The 18,909-nt window shown below is 73.3% G+C and carries 18 protein-coding genes and 1 tRNA gene; 9 read left to right on the forward strand and 10 right to left on the reverse strand.

The features are described 5' to 3' along the window. Nucleotides 1-535 precede the first annotated feature (535 nt). Both murI and BUE41_RS28740 read left to right on the forward strand, forming a co-directional pair. Complete coding sequence (gene murI / locus BUE41_RS28735; protein WP_073460499.1) at nucleotides 536-1,360, forward strand: glutamate racemase; 825 nt, start codon at nucleotides 536-538, stop codon at nucleotides 1,358-1,360. Between the two features lie 21 nt (nucleotides 1,361-1,381). Further along, complete coding sequence (locus BUE41_RS28740; RefSeq protein WP_084756076.1) at nucleotides 1,382-1,627, forward strand: SDR family oxidoreductase; 246 nt, start codon at nucleotides 1,382-1,384, stop codon at nucleotides 1,625-1,627. A 719-nt stretch (nucleotides 1,628-2,346) separates the two neighbouring features. Here the strand turns inward: BUE41_RS28740 and BUE41_RS28745 are convergent. Beyond that, on the reverse strand, nucleotides 2,347-2,667 hold the full coding sequence (locus tag BUE41_RS28745) for an ArsR/SmtB family transcription factor (protein ID WP_084756093.1): 321 nt from the start codon (nucleotides 2,665-2,667) through the stop codon (nucleotides 2,347-2,349). Nucleotides 2,668-2,748: 81 nt separating this feature from the next. Between BUE41_RS28745 and BUE41_RS28750 the strand changes: the two genes are divergently transcribed. Next, nucleotides 2,749-3,924, forward strand: a complete 1,176-nt coding sequence (locus BUE41_RS28750) for an MFS transporter (protein ID WP_234997651.1) — start codon at nucleotides 2,749-2,751, stop codon at nucleotides 3,922-3,924. On the opposite strand, the gene BUE41_RS30990 is transcribed toward BUE41_RS28750, so the two are convergent. The 6 genes from BUE41_RS30990 to sbnA are packed head-to-tail and all read right to left on the reverse strand — an operon-like array spanning nucleotide 3,925 to nucleotide 13,907. Further along, nucleotides 3,925-5,082 carry a M20/M25/M40 family metallo-hydrolase gene (locus BUE41_RS30990; protein ID WP_073460502.1) on the reverse strand — a complete coding sequence of 386 codons (1,158 nt, stop codon included), beginning with the start codon at nucleotides 5,080-5,082 and terminating at the stop codon, nucleotides 3,925-3,927. 2 nt (nucleotides 5,083-5,084) lie between these two features. Next, nucleotides 5,085-6,134, reverse strand: coding sequence for a 2,3-diaminopropionate biosynthesis protein SbnB (sbnB, locus tag BUE41_RS28760; RefSeq protein ID WP_073460503.1), 1,050 nt, complete (start codon nucleotides 6,132-6,134; stop codon nucleotides 5,085-5,087). Beyond that, nucleotides 6,131-7,153, reverse strand: coding sequence for a TauD/TfdA family dioxygenase (locus tag BUE41_RS28765; protein ID WP_407691689.1), 1,023 nt, complete (start codon nucleotides 7,151-7,153; stop codon nucleotides 6,131-6,133). Before BUE41_RS28765 ends, sbnB begins: the two co-directional genes overlap by 4 nt. 59 nt (nucleotides 7,154-7,212) lie before the next feature. Beyond that, nucleotides 7,213-9,669, reverse strand: coding sequence for an amino acid adenylation domain-containing protein (locus tag BUE41_RS28770; protein ID WP_084756080.1), 2,457 nt, complete (start codon nucleotides 9,667-9,669; stop codon nucleotides 7,213-7,215). A gap of 33 nt (nucleotides 9,670-9,702) precedes the next feature. Beyond that, a complete protein-coding gene (locus BUE41_RS28775) occupies nucleotides 9,703-12,909 on the reverse strand; it encodes a Pls/PosA family non-ribosomal peptide synthetase (RefSeq protein WP_234997652.1) in 3,207 nt (1,068 codons plus the stop codon). 2 nt (nucleotides 12,910-12,911) lie between these two features. Then, nucleotides 12,912-13,907, reverse strand: coding sequence for a 2,3-diaminopropionate biosynthesis protein SbnA (gene sbnA / locus BUE41_RS28780; RefSeq protein WP_073460504.1), 996 nt, complete (start codon nucleotides 13,905-13,907; stop codon nucleotides 12,912-12,914). A gap of 208 nt (nucleotides 13,908-14,115) precedes the next feature. Here sbnA and BUE41_RS28785 point away from each other — a divergent pair, with 208 nt between their 5' ends. The 3 genes from BUE41_RS28785 to BUE41_RS28795 are packed head-to-tail and all read left to right on the forward strand — an operon-like array spanning nucleotide 14,116 to nucleotide 15,684. Next, entirely contained in the window at nucleotides 14,116-14,481 is a 366-nt protein-coding gene (locus BUE41_RS28785; protein WP_073460505.1) for a hypothetical protein, read from the forward strand. Continuing rightward, nucleotides 14,474-14,884 carry a hypothetical protein gene (locus BUE41_RS28790; RefSeq protein ID WP_073460506.1) on the forward strand — a complete coding sequence of 137 codons (411 nt, stop codon included), beginning with the start codon at nucleotides 14,474-14,476 and terminating at the stop codon, nucleotides 14,882-14,884. The genes BUE41_RS28785 and BUE41_RS28790 overlap by 8 nt, the downstream gene beginning before the upstream one ends. Before the next feature lie 11 nt (nucleotides 14,885-14,895). Further along, complete coding sequence (locus tag BUE41_RS28795) at nucleotides 14,896-15,684, forward strand: MBL fold metallo-hydrolase (protein WP_073460507.1); 789 nt, start codon at nucleotides 14,896-14,898, stop codon at nucleotides 15,682-15,684. A 4-nt stretch (nucleotides 15,685-15,688) separates the two neighbouring features. On the opposite strand, the gene BUE41_RS30580 is transcribed toward BUE41_RS28795, so the two are convergent. Further along, entirely contained in the window at nucleotides 15,689-16,234 is a 546-nt protein-coding gene (locus tag BUE41_RS30580; RefSeq protein WP_143172436.1) for a DUF2231 domain-containing protein, read from the reverse strand. A gap of 42 nt (nucleotides 16,235-16,276) precedes the next feature. Between BUE41_RS30580 and rph the strand changes: the two genes are divergently transcribed. Together rph and rdgB are read left to right on the forward strand one after the other, a co-directional pair. Further along, complete coding sequence (rph, locus tag BUE41_RS28805) at nucleotides 16,277-17,023, forward strand: ribonuclease PH (RefSeq protein ID WP_073460509.1); 747 nt, start codon at nucleotides 16,277-16,279, stop codon at nucleotides 17,021-17,023. After that, nucleotides 17,020-17,619 (forward strand): RdgB/HAM1 family non-canonical purine NTP pyrophosphatase, encoded by a 600-nt coding sequence (gene rdgB / locus BUE41_RS28810; protein WP_073460510.1) that lies wholly within the window; start codon nucleotides 17,020-17,022, stop codon nucleotides 17,617-17,619. The genes rph and rdgB overlap by 4 nt, the downstream gene beginning before the upstream one ends. 3 nt (nucleotides 17,620-17,622) lie before the next feature. Here the strand turns inward: rdgB and pcaC are convergent, their stop codons facing one another. Further along, complete coding sequence (gene pcaC / locus BUE41_RS28815; protein WP_084756086.1) at nucleotides 17,623-18,033, reverse strand: 4-carboxymuconolactone decarboxylase; 411 nt, start codon at nucleotides 18,031-18,033, stop codon at nucleotides 17,623-17,625. Nucleotides 18,034-18,076: 43 nt separating this feature from the next. On the opposite strand from pcaC, the gene BUE41_RS28820 reads away from it, so the two are divergent. After that, nucleotides 18,077-18,751, forward strand: coding sequence for a TVP38/TMEM64 family protein (locus BUE41_RS28820; RefSeq protein ID WP_073460511.1), 675 nt, complete (start codon nucleotides 18,077-18,079; stop codon nucleotides 18,749-18,751). An 80-nt stretch (nucleotides 18,752-18,831) separates the two neighbouring features. Here BUE41_RS28820 and BUE41_RS28825 read toward each other — a convergent pair. Further along, nucleotides 18,832-18,905 (reverse strand) — tRNA-Leu (locus BUE41_RS28825). Between the last annotated feature and the right edge of the window lie 4 nt (nucleotides 18,906-18,909).

Consider the following 18,909-nt stretch of genomic DNA (forward strand, 5'->3'; position numbering starts at 1 on the left):
AGGTGCCTCAGACACACCCACCTCGCCCGGAGGCCCTCCCCTCGTTCAAGCCGACACGCCGTCGAGCACTGACAACAACGTCCTGAGTCACTACATCTAGAGCGACGGCCGGGGACGGCGGTCTCCGCGCACGCGAGTCCTCGCATTCGGTCGGGACGGCGGCCTCGGCACACGCGAGTCGCGCGTGCGGCCCGGCGAGTCGCGCGTGCGGTCGGGCGAGTGCGCGCGCTCGGACGGCCCGGACGCCCAACGCGCCCGGGCGCGGTGCGGGACTCGCCGTGCCGAACGCCGGACTCGCCCGACCGAACGCAGGACTCGCCCGACCGAACGCAGGACTCGCCCGACCGAACGCAGGACTCGCCGTCCTGGAACGGGGAACTCGCCCGTCTCTGCGGGGGAACTCGCCTGCCTCTGCGGGGGAACTCGCCTGCCTCTGCGGGGGAACTCGCCTGCCTCTGCGGGGGAACTCGCCTGCCTCTGCGGGGGAACTCGCAGGGACGGACGGGGAGACTCGCGGCTCACTAGACTCGGTGGCGTGTCCGGCTCCCCACTCGACGTCGATGCACCCATCGGGATCTTCGACTCCGGGGTGGGTGGGCTGACGGTCACCCGCTCGATCATCGACCAGCTGCCCGCCGAGCGGGTCGTCTACGTCGGAGACACCGCGAACGGGCCGTACGGGCCTCTGCCGATCGCCGAGATCCGCCGCCACGCGCTCGCCCTGGGCGACGCGCTGATGGACCGCGGGGTGAAGGCCATGGTGGTGGCCTGCAACACCGCCTCGGCGGCGTGCCTGCCGGACATCCGCGAGCGCTACCCGGTGCCCGTCGTCGAAGTCGTGCGGCCCGCGGTGCGGCGAGCGGTCACCGTCACCCGCACCGGCCGCATCGGCGTGATCGGCACGGTCGCCACGATCGCGTCCGGCGCCTACCAGGACTCGTTCACCGCGGCCCGCGACGTCGAGGTCACCGCTGTGGCCTGCCCGCGGTTCGTCGACTTCGTGGAGCGCGGCAAGACCACCGGCCGACAGATCCTCGGGCTCGCCCAGGGCTACCTGGAGCCGCTGCAGCGGGCCCGCGTCGACACGCTGGTCCTCGGCTGCACGCACTACCCGCTGCTGTCGGCCGTGCTGCAGATCGTCATGGGGCCGGAGGTCACGCTGGTCTCCAGCGCCGAGGAGACCGCGAAGGACCTGGTGCGCGTGCTGATGGAGCACGATCTGCTGCGCGAGCCGGGCCTGCCCGCCGGGCCGCACGAGTTCATCGCGACCGGCGACCCGGAGCCGTTCGAGCGGCTCGGCCGCCGATTCCTCGGCCCGGAGATCGGCAAGGTCCTGCGCGCGGAGCCCGTCGCGAGCTGACGACGGACTCGGCGACGCGGCGTGCACCCCGGCGAGCAGGCCGGATGTGCACCCCGCGCTCGCGCAGGCCCCGCCGGCGGGCATCGGAGCGGGCACCCCGCTGGGCGCGCGGGGCACCCGATCGAGGTCGCCGCGGCCTACGTGTTCCTGGCCTCGGACGAGGCGTCCTGCACCTCGGGCGCGGTCATCGGCGCGACCAGGGGGGAGTCGGTGTTCGACGGGCTCGACGGCCGGGTCCGCAGGAGTCCGCCGCCGAGGGCGAGGTAACCGAGGCCGAGCAGGAAGCCGAGCCAGTCTTCGAGCGCCATGTACGGATCGAACAGCTTCCACGCCGAGACCAGCACGGTCCAGACACCCAGTGCGCTGAAGAGCAGCCACGTCTTGGTGCTGGTGCGCTGCTGCAGCCGGCGGCCGACGAGGATCATCCAGGCACCGAGCAGGAGCTGGGAGAAGAGTCGCAGGTACTTGCCGAGGTCGGCGGCGAGCTCGTGGAGGACGAGCACGATCTGCCCGTCGGCTGATGCCTGGTACGCGCGGGCCGTCACCGGGCTGGCGGCGAAGATGATGACGAGGCCGACGATGGCGATCGTGATGGCGACCGTGCCGAGGACGCCGACTGCGCGGTCCTCGAGGTCCTCGGCGACCCGCCACGGCACGAGCAGGAGGAGGGCCTGGGAGAGGAAGTAGAGCAGCCAGAGGCCCTGGTAGAGGCGGATGTGCTCATGGACCCACGGGAGCAGCGCGCTCGGGTCGTCGAACATGTCGATGGTCCAGCCGGCGCCGGCCAGGACGATGAACAGGTAAGCGTTGGCGAGGAAGAACATCGCCCCGGCGGCGATGGCGAGGCGGCCCGTCGTGCGCATGGGGCACATCTTGCATCAGGGCGGGCGTGGTGCGGTGTCGATCGGGAGCGTGAGCCCCTCCGGCCGCACCGCCGTCCCCTCTGCCCCGCGGTCGGGCAGGTGCTGCGCGCGGAGCGCGGGGTTTCACCGGGGCGCGGCCAGGACTCCGTCGAGCAGTCCGGGGAACAGCGCGTCGAGGTCTTCCCGGCGCAGGCTGGAGATCTTGCGCGTGCCCACGGCGACGGTGGAGATCACCCCGGCCGCGCGCAGCGTGTTCAGGTGGTGTGTGCGGGTCGACGGGCTCACGGTCCGGGCGAGCTCGCCGCAGGCGATGCCGGAGGGTGCTCCGGCGAGGGTGCGGACGACGTCGAGGCGCACCGGATCGGCGAGCGCCGCGAGCACGGCCTCGATGCGGATCTCCGATCGATCCGGCTGAGGCAGCGGGGTGCCCCCGGTCGGTGCCATGAGCCACATATTACGAATCCCATCGAAGTTCGACCAACGTCGTAGTACGGTGCTGGTCGAAGTTCGATGACGGGAGACCCTGTGTCCGCTCGCGCGATCCTGCTGACCGCCGGTGCCTTCGTCGTCGGGACGAGCGCCTACATCGTGTCCGGTGTGCTGCCCGAGATCAGCGCCGAGACCGGCGCCACGCCCGCCGCCGTCGGGCAGCTGGCCACCGCGTTCTCCCTCGCCTACGCCGTCGGCGCGCCGCTCGTCGCCACCCTGGCCGGCCGCTGGGACCGGCGCACTCTGCTCGTGGCCGCGCTGCTCGCGGCAGCTGCCGGCAACGCACTGACCGCCCTCGCACCCACGTACCCGCTGCTGTTCGTCGGGCGGATCGTGGCCGCGCTCGGCGCCGCCGCCTACACCCCGGCAGCGACGCTGGTCGCCACGTCGTTCTACCCACCGGAGCGGCGCGGCCGGGCCGTGGCGATCGTCTTCGGCGGGCTCACGCTGGCGCTGGCGCTGGGCGTGCCGGCCGGATCGTTCCTCGGCGAACCGCTCGGCTTCCGCGGGGTCTTCCTGCTCGTCGCCGCCGCCGGCCTGGCGTCCGCGGTCGGGGTGCGCCTGTTGGTGCCGTCGGTACCGGCGCCGCCGCCCGTCACGCTCACGGAGCGCTTCTCCGTGCTCCGCGAGCGCACCGTGCAGGTCGTCCTCGCCGTCACCGTGCTCGGGGTGCTGGGCACGATGAGCGTCTACGTCTACGTCGTGCCGCTGCTCGCCGAGTTCACCGGCGCGACCGGGCCCGTCGTGAGCATCCTCCTGCTCGTCTACGGCCTCGGCGCCATCGTCGGCAACACCCTCGGTGGCCGGGCGACCGACCGGTTCGGTCCGCGCCGCACGCTGATCGTCGTGATGACCGTGACCATCGCGGCGGTGGCGACCCTGCCGTTCACCCTGCTGACGGTCGCCGGGGCCGCCACGGCGCTGGTCGCGTGGAGCCTCGCCTCGTGGGCGTTCAACCCGCCGTTCCAGAGCCTGATCCTGGACGTCGCGGGCGAGCAGAGCGCGCTCGTGCTCTCGCTCAACGCCTCGGCGATCTACCTCGGCGCCGGCCTCTCGGGCATGGTCGGCGGGCTGGTGGTCGCCGGCCCGGGCGTGCAGCTGCTACCCCCGGTCGGGGCCGCTCTGGCCCTACTGGGCATGGGGGTGCTGCTCGTGGGCGTGCGGAGCCGCACGCCCACCGCCGAACCCGCACCGGCGACCGGGACCGGCTGATCAGCCGGTCGCGAGCCGCACCAGGGTGGCCGCGACGGCGTCGGTGAACGCCTCGAACTTCGTCGGGTCGACGTTGGCGAGCGTGTCGCACGCCCGGTGGTAGCAGGGATCGTGGACCTCGCCGGCCTCGCCGCCCCAGCGGGCAGCGTCCGCCCGGGACTTGCGCTGACCGTCACCGGCCGCGACACCGGCCGTCGGGATGCCGGCCTCGGCGAACGGAACGAAGTCCGATCCGCCGTCGAACTCGACGTTCTCCGCCTCGACCCCGGCCACCCGCAGCTGCTCCACCAGCAGCTTCGCGATCTCGGCCGACGCCGCCGGCCCCGATTCCTCCTCGTCGTCGCCCACGCCGCCCTGCACGAAGTAGCCGCCGTTGGTGGAGGCCAGCATGTCCAGGTTGACGTAGGCGCGCACGGTCTTCCGCTCGGCCCGCGACAGCCCCTCGACGTACGCCGAGGAGCCGATCATGCCGTCCTCCTCGCCGCCCCAGAACGCGAACCGGAGCGCGTTCGGCACATCGGGTGCGCCGCCCAGCGCGGTCGCGATGTCGAGGAGCGCGGCCACCCCGGTGGCGTTGTCGTTGATGCCCGGCCCCTCCGCCACCGAGTCCAGGTGCGCCCCGGCCAGCACCACCCGGTTCGGGTCGCCGGTGCGGGTCTGCGCGATCACGTTCACGTCGGTGCGGCCCGCGCGTCGCTCTTCGTCGCGGTCGGTGTCGTCGCGGTCGGTGTCGTCGCGGTCGGTGTCGTCGTGGTCGGTGTCGTCGTGGTGGGAAGCCCCTCCGAGCTGGAACGGCTCCGTCCGCACGTCCCACCCGGCGGCCCGCAGCACCCCCACCACGTACTCGACGCTCGCCGCGTAGCCGGGCGTGCCGGCGGCGCGGTTGCCGCCGTTCTGGTCGGCGACGCGCTGCAGCGCCTCAAGGTGAGCACCCGCCGACCGGACCCCGACCGCGCCCGCGATCCCGCTCTGCGGGGCCGCGACCGGCGTCGGGTCCGTCAGCGGTCGCGGTGCCGTCGACGCTCGGGCGAGCGCCCATCCGCCGGCCAGCGCGATCAACCCGAGGATCGCGACCAGGGCGATCAGCGGGCCGCGGCCCGGCCGGCGGGGCGGGCGCGGTTCCGGCGCGGCCGGCTGCGGCGCGATCAGCGTGTCCACGGCTACCCGTGCCTGTTCAGGTCGTGGAAGAAGCCGGGGATCACCGTCAGCTCGCCCGCGGCCTGGACCGCGTCGTAGACGTACTTTCCGACGGCCAGGTCGAGCACGCCCAGCCCGAACGGCGAGAAGATCACCGTGCGGTCGGCGGGCACCTGCAGCCGCCCGGTGAGGACGTCGGCGAGCGTGCCGCCGCGCTCACCCGCGAGGAAGTCGCGGCTGCCCGTCTGCTGCTCCAGCAGGTGCGGCGAGGTGTTGGCCTTCAGGCAGTGCTCGACGTCGTCGACGACGTTCACCGCGTCCAGCAGGATCTCCGGCGCCAGGTCGCGCAGCGAGATGTGCAGGACCACCGGGTGGTGGTCGAACCACGAGGGCTCCGCAACGTGCGGGGTGGCCGCCACCGTCGCGAACACGACCAGGTCGCTCGAGCGGATCAGCGACTCCGCGGTGTCGTGCACGGTCACCCGGGCGGTCTCTCCGGCGCGTCCCTCGAGGTAGCCGCGGAAGCCGTCGGCGCTCGGGGCGTGCGTGTCGTGCACCCCGATCTCGTCGAACGTCCAGCCGCTGCCGGCGAGGAACGCATGGATGTAGCGGGCGATGAGCCCGGTGCCGATGAACCCGACCCGGCGGGGCCGCGCCCGGCTCGCCGACAGGCGCGCGGCCCCCAGCGCGGCCGAGGCCGCCGTGCGCGTCGCGCTGATGATCGAGCTCTCCAGGCAGGCGAACGGGTAGCCGGTGTCGTGGTCGTTGAGGATCAGCACCGCAGAGGCGCGCGGGATGCCCGCGGCCACGTTCTCCGGGAACGACGAGATCCACTTCAGGCCGTCCACCTGCACCTTCCCGCCCAGCGACGCGGGCAGCGCGATGATGCGGGCGGTCGGGCGGTCGGGGAAGGTCAGGAAGTACGACGGCGGGTTGACCGAGTCGCCGGCGCCGTGCCAGCGGTAGGCCTCCTCGACGAGGTCGACGATCTCCTGCTCCCGGCCGGCGAGCGCGGCCTGCACCTGCGCCCCGGAGATGACCGAGAACGGCGGCGGCTGCTTCGCGGCGCTCATGCCGACACCCGCATCGGGTCGGCCATGCCCACCAGGATCTCCCGCTGGCCGTCGAACGGCTCGCGGCTGTGGGCGGTGCGGATGTTGTCGACCAACAGCAGGTCGCCCGGCTGCCAGGGCTCGCGGTGCGTGTGCCGCACGTAGACGTCGGCGATCAGATCGACGATCTGCTGTCCGATGGGCTCGCCGTTGCCGAACAGCGTGGTGAACGGCAGCCCCTGCGGGCCGTAGCAGTCGACGAGGAACTCGCGCACCTCGGGCTCCGTCGTCCACTCGTTGAGGAACGCGATCTGGTTGAACCAGCAGCGCTGTCCGGTGATCGGGTGGATCGTCACGGCGCGCCGGCGCTGCCAGGTGCGCAGGCCGCCGTCCGGCTGCCACTGGAAGTCGATCTTGTTGGCCCGGCAGTACGCCTCGACGGCACGCGGGTCGTCGGTGCCGAAGGCGTCGGCGACGGAGGCGCCGATCTCGTCGTTGTAGTTGCGCGCCAGCACCCAGCCCTCGCGCTCGAAGCGCTCGACCAGCGCGGGCGGCAGGGCGTTGAGCACGGAGGCGGCGTCGGAGATACCGGTGGCGCCGCCCGCGGAGGGCGCGGTCAGGCAGGCGAACATCATCAGCCGCGGCACGTCGAGCGCGTAGGACAGCTCGTGGTGCATGCACATCGGCTGGTTCGCCGGCCAGGTGCTCGACGAGTAGATGCCGCTGGGGTAGCGCTCGCGGGCGGCGAAGGCCTCGCGCTCGACCATCAGGTCGCCGCCGATCAGCCGGAACACGTTCGCGACCTGCTCGTGGCTGCGCAGCCCCAGCCCGCGCACCAGCACAGCGCCGAAGCGGGTGACGACGTCGCGCAGCGCGCCGCGGTGGTATGCGGTCCAGCCCTCGGCGTCGGGGCCGCAGTTGGCGAGGATCAGCGGCGGGCGGCCGGGCGCGGTCTGCACCGGCAGCTGCGGCATCGGTGGCTGCGACATCGGCCCCGGCATCGGCGGGACGGGACGGGCGGCCTGGTGCTGGACGGTCATCGGGGTCTCCTCGTGCGGGTGGTGGTCCGGGAACTGCGGCGGGTTCGTCATCGCAGCGCTCACGCGGTGCGGGAGTCGACGAGTGCGGCGAGATCGGCCAGCACCGGGGTGGCGGCGATCTCCTTGAGCGTCACGACCCGCCGCGTGGCGATGGCGAGCTTCACGGCGGTCAGCGACGTGCCGCCGATCTCGTAGAAGTGGTCGGTGCGGCCGATCCTCTCGACCGGGATGTCGAGCACCTTCGCGAACGCCTCCGCGAGCATCTCCTCGGTCGGCGTGGCCGGCGGGACGCTCGTGCCGGCGTCCTGTCCGGCCTCGGCCGCGGCCATCGCCCGCAGCGCCTTGGTGTCGATCTTCCCGTTCGGGGTGAGCGGCATGCGGTCGATCTGGTGCAGCTGTGCCGGGACCATGTACTCGGGCAGCCGCGCACCCAGCCGGACGGCCACGATCTCGGGCGCGATCGGTGCGTCGGCGGTGTAGTAGGCGACCAGGTGCTTCGAGCCGTCGGCCCGCTCGGCCACGACGACGGCGCCGTCGCGGACCCCGGGGACCTCGAGCAGCGCGTTGTCGATCTCGCCGATCTCGATGCGGAACCCGCGGATCTTCACCTGGTTGTCGCGCCGGCCCAGGAACTCCAGCTTGCCGCCGGGCAGCCAGCGCCCGTAGTCGCCGCCCAGGTAGAGGCGCTCGCCCGGCCGGTGCGGGTCGGTGAGGTAGCACTGGCGGGTGCGCTCGGGGTCGTTGACGTAACCGCGGCCGACGCAGACGCCGGAGAACGCGATCAGGCCGGGCGCACCCAGCGGCACGGGCTGCAGGTCCTCGTCGAGGACGTAGACGCGGACGTTGCGCACCGCGCGGCCCAGCGGCACCTTGCCGCCCTCGGGCACCTGCCGCATGACCTCGTGGTTGGTGTCGTCGGAGGTTTCGGTGAGCCCGTAGGCGTTGACCAGCGGGACCTGCGGCGCCACCGCGAACCAGCGCTGGATCAGCTCGTGCTTCAGCGCCTCGCCGGTGGCCGAGACGGTGCGCAGGTCGGGCAGCACCGCGGGGTGCTGCTCCAGGTAGGTCGCCACGACCTCCAGGTAGGACGGCACCAGCTGCAGGACTGCGACTCGGTTGGCGGTGATCTCGGCGACGAACCGCTCGACGTCGAGGATCACCTCCTGCGGGACGATCACCGTCCGCCCGCCGACCAGCAGCGCCGACACCAGCTGCCACAGCGAGATGTCGAAGCACTGCGGCGCGGACTGGGCCACCACGGCGCCCTCGGCGATGCCGAAGTCCTCGACCTTGGCCAGGAGGTGGTTGAGCATGCCGGCGTGTTCGCACATCGCGCCCTTCGGCTCGCCGGTGGAGCCGGAGGTGAAGTAGATGTAGGCGAGCTGCTCGGCGTCCACGCGGATGCCGAGGTCGTCGTCGGCGTGCGGCTCGGCGTAGGCCTCGGCGAACAGCACCGGCCGGGTCTGGGGGAGATCGGTCAGGGCGGCGCGCAGGGTGGTGTCGCTGCCCGGCTCGGTCAGCGCCAGCTCGCACCCGGCGCGGGACAGCGTGCGCCCGATCCGGTCGGCCGGGAAGTGCGGCTCGATCGGCAGGTACACCCCGCCGGCCTTGAAGATCGCCAACACGGCCGTCATCCAGTCGAGGTTGCGCTCGGCGACGACAGCGACGACGCCTTCGCGGCGCAGGCCGCGGGCGAGCAGCGCCCGCGCCAGCCGGTTGGCCCGCGCGTTGAGCTCGCCGTAGGTCAACCGGCGGCCCGCGTGCACGGCGGCGATCGCGTCCGGGTGGGCGGCGACCCGCTTCTCGAACAGCTCGTGGAACCGCTCGTCGGGTAGTCCGCGGACCGGTCCGGCGAACCCGACGAGCTGCAGCTCGCGCTCGGCGGCGGACAGCAGGCTCGCCGGGTGGCCGGTCGGGTCGGCGGCCAGCTGGGCCAGCGCCGTGACGTGGTAGCCGGCGATCCGGGCGGCGGCCTCGGCGTCGATCAGGTCGGCGCGGTGGCGAACCACGAGCGCGCCGTCGGTGATCGTCACGCGCAGCACGCTGAACCCGGACGGGCCGCCCGCGCTGCCGAACGGGTCGAGCTCGATCTCGAACAGCGGTCCGGAGCGCCCCAGCTGCACGGCCAGCGCGTCGACCGGGAAGTCGGCGTACATCGCCGAGCGCTCGGCGGCCTCGGCGGCGGCGTCGACCAGCTCCTGCCAGGTCGCGCGGCCGGCGCCGGAGCCGACGGTGAGCCGCAGCGGCAGCGGTTCGGCGTCCGCGGCGGGCAGGTAGCCGGTGGTGATCTCGCGCTCGCCGGACAGCGCCGCGAGCACGACCGCGTGGGCCGCGACCAGCGCGCCGGGCGTGGCCAGCGTGGCGGCGAGGTCACCCGGGACGGGTTCGACGTGCTCGCCGATGCCGGAGCCGGGGGTCGCGCACCAGCGGGGCGCGGTGGTGAGGCCGGCTCCGTCCAGGACGTCGAGCCAGTGCTGGCGGCGCGCACCGGGCGAGGTGTCGATGGTGGTGGTCATGTCGTCCTCCGTGCGGTGGTGGTCTGCCGTGCGTCAGAGCCGCGAGAGTGCGTTGCCGAGCGGGTTGATGGGGGACATCTCGACGGTCGGGTTCCCACCCCACCGCGTGTGCGGCGGCATCTCCTCGCCCTTCATGAGGAAGGAGTCGGCCTCGAGGACCGCGCCGTCACCGATCCGGGTCCCGTAGTGGACGAAGGAGCCCACGCCGAGGGTCACGCCGGAGCCGATGCTGACGTGGTCGGACTTGAACGCGTCGTTCTCCTGGGAGTGGCACTGGATGACGCTGCGCTCGTTGAACGTGCAGTCGTCGCCGATCGTGACGAACGTGCGCTCGGTGAGGGAGACGCCGTCGTCGAAGAGCCGCCTGCCCGCCTTCACCCCCAGCGCCCGCCACATGACGGCCTTCAGCGGGGTGCCGTTGAGCAGCTGCATGTAGGTGTCCTCGGCGACCTTCCAGTAGCGCTCGTGCCGCCAGAAGGCCCGGTCGTAGATCGACACGCCCTGCGGCCGGTGCGCCGCGAGCCAGCGCACGGTCGCGTCGAGGAGGATGAAGTAGCCGAAGGTGAGCAGCACCTCCGCCGCGCCCAGCACCGCGATCGCGGCCGGGCCGAACTGCAGGTGCAGCTCGATCCCGAGGCGCAGCAGCAGCACCGTCAGCACGGCGAAGATCCACCGGCTCAGCAGCAGCAGCGCGATGCTGACGAGGTTGTGCCGGGCCTTGGCGCGCACGCCGCGGCGGCGCTCCTCCGGGCCGAGGGCGAGGCGGGCGTCGCGGTCGACGGTGCGCGGGATCTCGAAGCTCGGCGAGCCGAGCAGCCCGACGCCCTGCCGGACCGGTCCGTCGATCGGCACCATGACCTTCGTCGCGAGCAGGCAGTCGTCGCCGACCCGCGCCCGCGCCGGGTAGAAGATCGCGTTGCCGAGGAAGCTGTGCGCCCCGATGCGGACCGGCTGCGCCGAGAACGCGTTGGGCGAGTAGTCGGTGTTGAGCATCGTCAGCCCGTCCGCGACGACGGTGCCGCTGCCGATGCGGCAGAGGAACGGGACGTCGTGCGCGACGGCCGTGCCGAAGTTCGAACCGGTCTGCTCGACGCGGCCGAACTCGTAGCCGATGGCCCGCAGGTAACCGACGATGTAGGAGCTGTCGCCGAAGACCCGCGTCGCGAACTTGCTGTTGGTCAGCCGGGTGATGGTGCGCAGCGCCCAGTAGGAGATGCCGTACATCCGCACCGGCCGGCCGGGCCGCACCAGCACGGAGAGCAGCCGCGGCACGATCGTCATGACCAGCCCGCCGACGAGCATCGTCCCGAAGAACAGCGCGCTGCCCAGGATCACGACGTCGAGGTGCAGCGGCACGTGGGTCGCGGCGGTCTCGATGTCGACGAACAGCGCCTGCACCTGCGGCAGCTCGCGGACCAGTAGGACCACCCCGCCGAGGCCGAGCGGCAGCACGACGCCGAAGAGCAGCACCAGCTGGACGGCGGAGAACCAGAACCGGCGGAACGCACCGCCCGGGAACGCCGGCACACCCCGGTAGTCGACGGTCGTGGGCTCCGCGGGGGAGCCGTGCCAGCGCTCACCGGGCGGGACCGACTGCCCGGCGTGCAGCGCCGAGCTGTGGCCCAACTGGGCGCGGTCGCCGACCGAACTGCCGATGTCGAGCACCGTGGCCTCGCCGACGAGCGCCTGCTCGCCGATCGTGACCGGGCCGGTGTGGATCTGGCCGGCCAGCGCGCGGTAGCCGGTGAACGACGCCGCCTTGCGGACGACGGCCCCGGCCCCGATCGTGATCAGGTCCGTGCACACCGGCACGGTCGGCGAGAGGATCAGCGCGCCCTTGCCGATCTTCGCCCCCAGCAGGCGCAGGTAGAACGTGTAGAGCGGGGTGCCGACGAACCGCACCAGCGGGTTGGTCCTGATCAGCGTCTTGACCAGCCAGAACCGGAAGTAGCGCAGGCTCCAGACCGGGAACTGCGTGGCCTTCCAGCGGCCGACGAGCAGCCACTTCGCCGCGATCGGCAGCAGCACCGTGGCGAGGAACAACCCGCCGCCGGCGGCAGCCGAGCGCAGGTAGACGTCGAGCACGGTGGGCGCGACGAACACCCACTCGAACGCGACGGCGAACGCGAAGGTCAGCAGAGCCGGGTAGCCGAGCAGGAACAGCAGCTGCCCGAACCCGCACAACAGGTAGCCCGCGGTGCCGACGGCCTTGCTCTCGGCGGGCGCCGCGAGCGCGCTGACGACCTGGATCCGCACGGTCTCCGGGTCGAGGTCGGCGCGGCGCAGGGCCCGGTGGCCGGTCGGCTGCGCGGCCGGCGACGGCGCCGCGAACGGCGTGCCGACCTGCGGCGACGGCGGTGCGCTGGGCTTCTTCGCGCCCGCTGCGGCCAGCTCGGCGATCGTCGGGGCCTGGTAGATGTCCCGGATCGCGACGTTGGGCAGCTCGGGCTTGCTGCGCACCTTGGCGCAGAACCGGGCCATCACCATCGAGTCGGCGCCCAGGTCGTCGAAGAAGTTCGCGGTGGTGGACACGGTCGGCACACCGAGGACATCGGCGAGGACCGCGGCGTAGCCGGCCTGCAGGTCGTTCGCCCCACCGGAAGCGCTGCCGGCAGGTGCCGGTGCCGAGGCCCGCAGCTCGGCAGGTGCCTCGGCCGAGACGGCGCACACGGCCGCACCCGGCCGAGCCTGCGGCATCACCGGCTGCACACCCGGCTGGGCGGGGCGCGGTGTGGCCGGGCGGGCCGGAGGCTGTGTCGTCGGCTGTGTCGTTGGCCGTGCCGTGGGCCGTGGGGCCTGCGGCACCGGACGCCCGGCGGGCGGCGCGGGCCGGGTCGCGGGCGGCGGCGTCCGGCGGGCGGCCGGACGAGCGGGACCGGACGGCGGGGCCGGCGGCGTGCGCACGGGCCGGGTCGGCTCGACGGACGGCAGATCGGCGGGTGGCAGATCCTTCGGAGCGGGGACCGCGACGGTGGCGTCCGGGTCCTGGCGCTCCATCTTCTGCAGCTGCTCCAGCAGCCCGGCCACCTCGTTGCGCAGCCGGCCGACGGCGGCGCGGGCGGCCGAGAGCTCCTCGTCGATGCTGCGGCGGTGGACGACCGTGGTGGCGTCCCCGGTCTGCTGCCCGGCCAGATCCTCGGCAGCCGGCTCCGCCTCGGCGCGCCTCAGCAGCCGGTGGCGCGGCAGCTCGACGACCCGGGTCTCCTCCTCGTCGGGGACCGGCTCCGCGGAAGCGTTCATCGTCACGCCACCCGCATCGGCAGGGTCTCGGCGTCGCCGAGGACACCGGTGCCGTAGGTGTCGGCGACCCAGCCGTCGTGGTAGATCGTGTCGAGGTAGCGCTCGCCGAAGTCGGGTGAGATCGCGACGGAGGTCAGGCCGGGCGCGCCGTTCTCGGCCAGCCAGCGCAGCGCGCCGCTGACGACGGTGCCGGTGGAGCCGCCGAACAGGAAACCGTTCGTGGCCATCCGGCGGCACGTGCGGACGGTGTCCTCCTCCTCGACGATCACGACGTCGTCGACGAAGGACTCGTCCAGCTGATCCGGCACCACGCTGGTGCCGAGGCCGGGGATCATCCGGGGCTTGGCCGGTCCGCCGAAGGTGACCGAGCCGGCGGCGTCGACCGCCACGATCCGCACCCGGCGGTGTCCCTCCTCGAACCGCTGGCGGAAGTACCGCGCGCAGCCCATCAGGGTCCCGGTGGTCCCCGCGCCGACGAACAGCACGTCCAGCTGCGGGAACTCGCGGTCGATGGCCGGGGCGGTGGTGCGCAGGTGCGCGCCCCAGTTGGCCGGGTTCGCGTACTGGTTCAGCCACACGTGCCGGGCGTCGGCGGCGCACAGCGCCTTCACGTAGTTGATGCGGGCGCCCAGGTAACCGCCGTGCGGATCGGGCACGCGCACCGTGTGGATGCGGGCGCCGAGGGCCTCCATGATCCGACGGGTCGCGGGGTTGCAGCGGGTGTCGGTGACGCAGACGAACCCGTAGCCACGGTTGGCCGCGATGACCGCGAGCGCGACGCCGAGGTTGCCCGACGACGACTCGACGATCACCGAGTCCGGCTCGAGGATCCCTGCCCGCTCAGCGGCCTCGACCATCCCGAGCGCGGCCTTCATCTTCACCGACCCGGCGAAGTTGAAGCCCTCGATCTTGAGGTACAGACGCCGGCCGAAGGTCGCGCCGAGGTCGACGAACACCTGCTCCGCGCTGAACTCGAGCGGGCTCGAGACGACTGCCATGACTACCCCCTGTATTCGACGGCCGATACCGAGGTCGTCCTCCCCGACTCCCGAGCACCGTTCTGACGATGGAGACCATCGTGTCGGCGATGCCGCGACCTGGGCAGTTCCGCGAGGGGCAGTAAGCCGTCGCCCGGGGTAGCACTCATCTACCCATCCGGTAACCCCGCGCGGAGGGTGTCGTCCGCCGTTCGGGTAGCGTCAGAGCGTGATCACGGGCCTCGTCGTCGTGCTGTGGGTGGCCACGGCCGCGCTGGCCGTGTACGGCTTGACGCTCGCCGCGCTGAAGCGGCCCGCCGGCCGTCCGGTACGGATCGCGGTCGGTGTCGTCGTCGTGCTGCTGCTGGTCCAGGCGGTGCTCGCCGGGCTGGCGCTCGCGCAGGGCGTGCAGGTGCCCGAACCCACCGAGGTGGTCATCTACCTCGTGGTGTCGGTGCTGGTGCTGCCGTTCGTCACGCAGTTCGCGCTGGCGGAGCCCGACAGCCGCTGGGGCGGTGCGATCGTGGCCGCCGGAGCCATCGCCACCGGGGTCGCCGTGTGGCGGCTGCACGAGCTGTGGGTGCCCATTGGCTGAATCCGCTGCCGAGCGTCCCGCCACCGCCACCGGGCCGGGGCGGTTGCTCATCGCCGTCTACGGAGTGTTCGCCGTCGCCGCCACCGCGCGCGCCGGGTTCCAGATCGCCACGAAGTTCTCCGAGGCGCCGGTCTCGTACACGCTCTCGGCGGTCGCTGCCGTCGTCTACGTCCTGGCGACGGTCGCGCTGGCCTCCCGCGGCGCGTTCGCGCGGAGACTGGCGTGGGCGACCGTCGGGTTCGAGCTGCTCGGGGTGCTGATCGTCGGCACGGTGACCGTGCTCGACCCGGGCGACTTCCCCGCTGACACCGTGTGGTCGGTGTACGGCCGCGGGTACGGGTTCGTACCCCTGGTGCTGCCGCTCGTCGGTCTGTGGTGGCTGCGCCGCACCCGCGCGGGCTAACGTCTCGGCCCATGCGGCTGACCGTGCTGGGTTGTTCGGGAAGCGGACCGGGCCCCGACTCGCCGGCGTCCGGCTACCTGGTGCAGGCGGGGGACACCGCTGTCACCCTCGACCTCGGGAACGGCACGTTCGGGGCGCTGCAGCGGTTCCTCGACCCGTGGGCGCTCGACGCCGCGCTGCTCACCCACCTGCACCCCGACCACTGCGCCGACGTCGCGGCGCTGGTGGTGTGGCGTCGCTACCACCCGCACCCGCCGTTCGACCCCGCGCAGCGCAAGCTTCCCGTCCTCGCCCCCGAGGAGGCCGCCGAGCGGCTGGCGCGGGCGTACGCGCCGTCGCGGGCGGAGCTGCCCGAGACCGATCTGACGGACGGGTTCGACTTCCGGGTGCTCACCGACGGCGCCGTCACCGCGGTGGGGGAGGTCACGGTGCGGGCAGCGCGCGTCGACCACCCCGTCGAGGCGTACGCGCTGCGGATCGAGCACGAGGGGCGCGCGCTCGTCTACAGCGGCGACACCGGCCCGTCGGCCGGGCTGGTGGAGCTGGCCCGCGGTGCCGACGTGCTGCTGTGCGAAGCGACCTGGCCGCACGTCGTGCCCGGCCGGTGGACCGAGCCCCCGCCCGGCGTGCACCTGTCCGGCCGGCAGGCGGGTGAGCACGCCGCCGCGGCCGGGGTCGGGCGGCTGCTGCTCACCCACGTGCCGGCGTGGTACGCGGGCGCGGACCTGCTCGCGGAGGCCACAGAGGTCTTCGATGGACCGGTGGAGGTGGTCGCCCCGGGTGCGGGCTACGCGGTGTGAGGATTCAGGAACCCCAGACCGAGGTCGCCCCGGCGTGGCCGGTGAGCACCACGAACCAGGTCGCGACGAGCCCGGCGACCGCCGCGAGCACGGCGAGGACGGGCACGAGCCGCGTCGACGTCGTGCGGGTGGCGACGGCAGTGCCGCCGGAGGGTGCACCGGTGGCTGCGTCGGGGTCGGCGGACTGGTCGGTGCGGCGACCCAGCCACAGCGCGGCCGCCAGCAGGACCACGAACACGAGCATCGTGGGGAGCACCCGGTCGGCGCGGTCCATGTGCAGGGTGAGCGCGTCGCTGCCGTGGCCGCCGTGCTCCGCGGCCAGCGCGTTCCCCGACGTGGTCGCGAGCGGGACGGACAGCAGCCCGGCGACGGCGAGGACGAGCGTCGGCACACCGTAGGCCCGTCGCCACGCCGGCCGCGCCGCGACGAGCAGCGCGCCGAGGGCGGCGAGGGGGATCAGCACCACCACGGCGTGCACGACGATCGGGTGCAGGGGAAGACCGGCGACTCTCATGATCGGGGACACGTACGGCGGGTCCGTCCGGTTCACCCGCCGCAGCATCTGCGGCGCGGCTCGTCCTAGGGTGATCGGGTGACCCGAGCAGACGGCAGATCCGACGACGAGCTCCGCCCCGTGCGCATCACCCGCGGGTTCCAGAAGCACCCCGCGGGGTCGGTGCTCATCGAGTTCGGCGACACGAAGGTGCTGTGCGCGGCGAGCGTCACCGAGGGCGTGCCGCGCTGGCGGAAAGGCTCCGGACTCGGCTGGCTGACCGCCGAGTACGCGATGCTGCCCTCCGCAACCAACACCCGCAGCGACCGCGAGTCGGTCAAGGGCCGCATCAGCGGGCGCACCCACGAGATCAGCCGGCTGATCGGGCGTTCCCTGCGCGCCTGCATCGACCTGCGCGCGCTGGGGGAGAACACGATCGCCATCGACTGCGACGTGCTGCAGGCCGACGGCGGCACCCGCACCGCCGCCATCACCGGCGCCTACGTCGCGCTCGCCGACGCCGTCACCTGGCTGGGCGCGCAGGGCAAGCTGCTCGACCCGAAGCCGCTGTCGGGGAAGGTCGCGGCCGTCAGCGTCGGCGTCGTCGACGGGCGGGTGCGGCTGGACCTGCCGTACGAGGAGGACTCGCGCGCCGAGGTCGACGCCAACGTCGTCGCCACCGACGCCGGAACGCTGATCGAGGTGCAGGGCACCGGTGAGGGCGCCACGTTCTCCCGAGCCACCCTCGACGTGATGCTCGACATGGCGATGGCCGGCATCGCGCAGCTCGTCGCGCTGCAGACCGAGGCGCTCGCTGCGCCGTACCCGGGGGAGCTGCCTGGATGACCAAGATCCTGCTCGCCACCCGCAACGCTGCGAAGCTCGTCGAACTGCGCCGCCTGCTCGAGGGGCAGGGCATCGAGGTGCTCGGCCTCGCCGACGTCGCCGAGTTCCCGGAGGCACCCGAGACCGGCGCGACGTTCGCGGAGAACGCACTGGCCAAGGCCCGCGACGCGGCCGCGGCCACCGGGCTGCCCGCCGTCGCCGACGACTCGGGCCTCGCCGTCGACGCGCTGGGCGGTATGCCCGGGGTGCTCTCGGCGCGCTGGTGCGGCCGGCACGGCTTCGACGAGGAGAACCTGCAGCTCGTCCTCGGCCAGCTGCAGGACGTGCCCGACGAGCGCCGCGGCGCGAAGTTCGTGTGCGCCGCAGCGCTCGTCGTCCCCGGCGGGAAGGAGGTCGTGGTGCACGGCGAATGGCCGGGCCGGCTGGCCCGCGCCCCGCGCGGCACCAACGGGTTCGGCTACGACCCGATCTTCGTGCCGGAGGGGGAGGAGCGCACCTCCGCCGAGATGTCCCCGCAGGAGAAGGACGCGGCCTCGCACCGGGGCCGGGCCATGCGTGCGCTCCTGCCGCACCTCACGGCGCTGGCCGGCGGCTGAGCGTCACTCCTCCTGCTCGGCGAGCACCCGCTGCGCGATGCGGAACGCGGTGTTCGCCGCCGGCACGCCGCAGTAGATCGCGGTCTGCAGCAGCACCTCGACGATCTCGTCCGTGGACAGACCGTTGCGCCGCGCGGCGCGCAGGTGCAGCTCCAGCTCCGCCCAGTGCCCGTGCGCGACCAGCGCGGTGAGCGTGACCGCGCTGCGCATCCGCCGGTCCAGCCCCGGGCGCGTCCAGATGCCGCCCCAGGCGTAGCGGGTGATGAGCTTCTGGAACTCGGCGGTCACGTCGTCGGCGGCGGCGATCGCGGCGTCGACGTGCTGCGGGCCGAGGACCTCTCGCCGCACGGCCAGGCCGTCCGGGTCCAGCTCGCCGGGATCGAGTGCGGGGGAAGGGGTTGGGGAAGCAGTCACAGGGGCACGTTAGTCAGCGGGGCGAGCCGGTACCTTCGATGCCGTGACGACGTGGCGGCGGGTACTGGCGGGCGCAGCGCTCGTGGCGATCGTCGTTCTCGGCGCGGTGCTGGCGTGGCGGTTCGGCGGCGGCGCCGACGTGCGGGCCACCGTCGCCGCCGCGGGCATGTGGGCCCCGTTGGTGTTCCTCGGCGTGCACACGCTCGTCACCGTGAGCCCGGTCCCGCGCACGATCTTCACCGTGGCCGCGGGCGTCCTGTTCGGCTCGGTCGCCGGCCTGCTGCTCACCGTCACGGCCACGATGCTCTCGGCCGTCGCGGCGTTCTGGCTGGTCCGCGTCGCCGGGGCCGGCCTCGTCGAGCGGTACGCGCCACCCGCCGCGGTGCGCTGGGTGCGCAGCCGGGTGGAGGAGCGCGGGCTGCTCGCCGTGACGTCGCTGCGGCTGATCCCGATGCTGCCGTTCTGCGTGGTCAACTACAGCGCCGCCCTGGCCGGCGTCCGGTTCTGGCCGTACGTGCTGGGCACGCTCGTGGGGGTACTGCCCGGCACCGTGGTGATCGTCGTGCTGGGCGACGCCGTGCTGGGCGGCGACCCGCCGCCGGCGATGCTGGCGGTGTCGGTGATCGGGGCGATCGCCGGCGTCACCGGGACCGTGCTGGCTGCCCGCCGGCCGGACCCCGTGATCGTGCCCGAGTCCGCGCGGGTCAGCGCCGAGTAGCCGGCGCCGAGTAGCCAGCACCCGAGCAGCCAGCGCCCGAGTAGCGAGCGGCCGAGTGGGTGAGCAGGGCTGAGCCGCGGTGCCGGCGGCGGGAGTCGAACCCGCACTTCCGGGTACCTAAAACCCGTCCCTCTGCCAGTTGGGGTACGCCGGCGCGG

Origin of the sequence: Pseudonocardia thermophila, from assembly GCF_900142365.1 — a bacterium.
GTDB classification, from domain to species: domain Bacteria; phylum Actinomycetota; class Actinomycetes; order Mycobacteriales; family Pseudonocardiaceae; genus Pseudonocardia; species Pseudonocardia thermophila.

Coding starts and splice junctions, on each gene's coding strand:
- sbnB (WP_073460503.1), bottom strand. CDS start 6,134: ATGAGCGCCGCGAAGCAGCCGCCGCCGTTCTCGGTCATCTCCGGGGCG.
- BUE41_RS28770 (WP_084756080.1), bottom strand. CDS start 9,669: ATGACCACCACCATCGACACCTCGCCCGGTGCGCGCCGCCAGCACTGG.
- sbnA (WP_073460504.1), bottom strand. CDS start 13,907: ATGGCAGTCGTCTCGAGCCCGCTCGAGTTCAGCGCGGAGCAGGTGTTC.
- BUE41_RS28775 (WP_234997652.1), bottom strand. CDS start 12,909: ATGAACGCTTCCGCGGAGCCGGTCCCCGACGAGGAGGAGACCCGGGTC.
- BUE41_RS28745 (WP_084756093.1), bottom strand. CDS start 2,667: ATGGCACCGACCGGGGGCACCCCGCTGCCTCAGCCGGATCGATCGGAG.
- BUE41_RS28795 (WP_073460507.1), top strand. CDS start 14,896: ATGCGGCTGACCGTGCTGGGTTGTTCGGGAAGCGGACCGGGCCCCGAC.
- rdgB (WP_073460510.1), top strand. CDS start 17,020: ATGACCAAGATCCTGCTCGCCACCCGCAACGCTGCGAAGCTCGTCGAA.
- BUE41_RS28765 (WP_407691689.1), bottom strand. CDS start 7,153: ATGACCGTCCAGCACCAGGCCGCCCGTCCCGTCCCGCCGATGCCGGGG.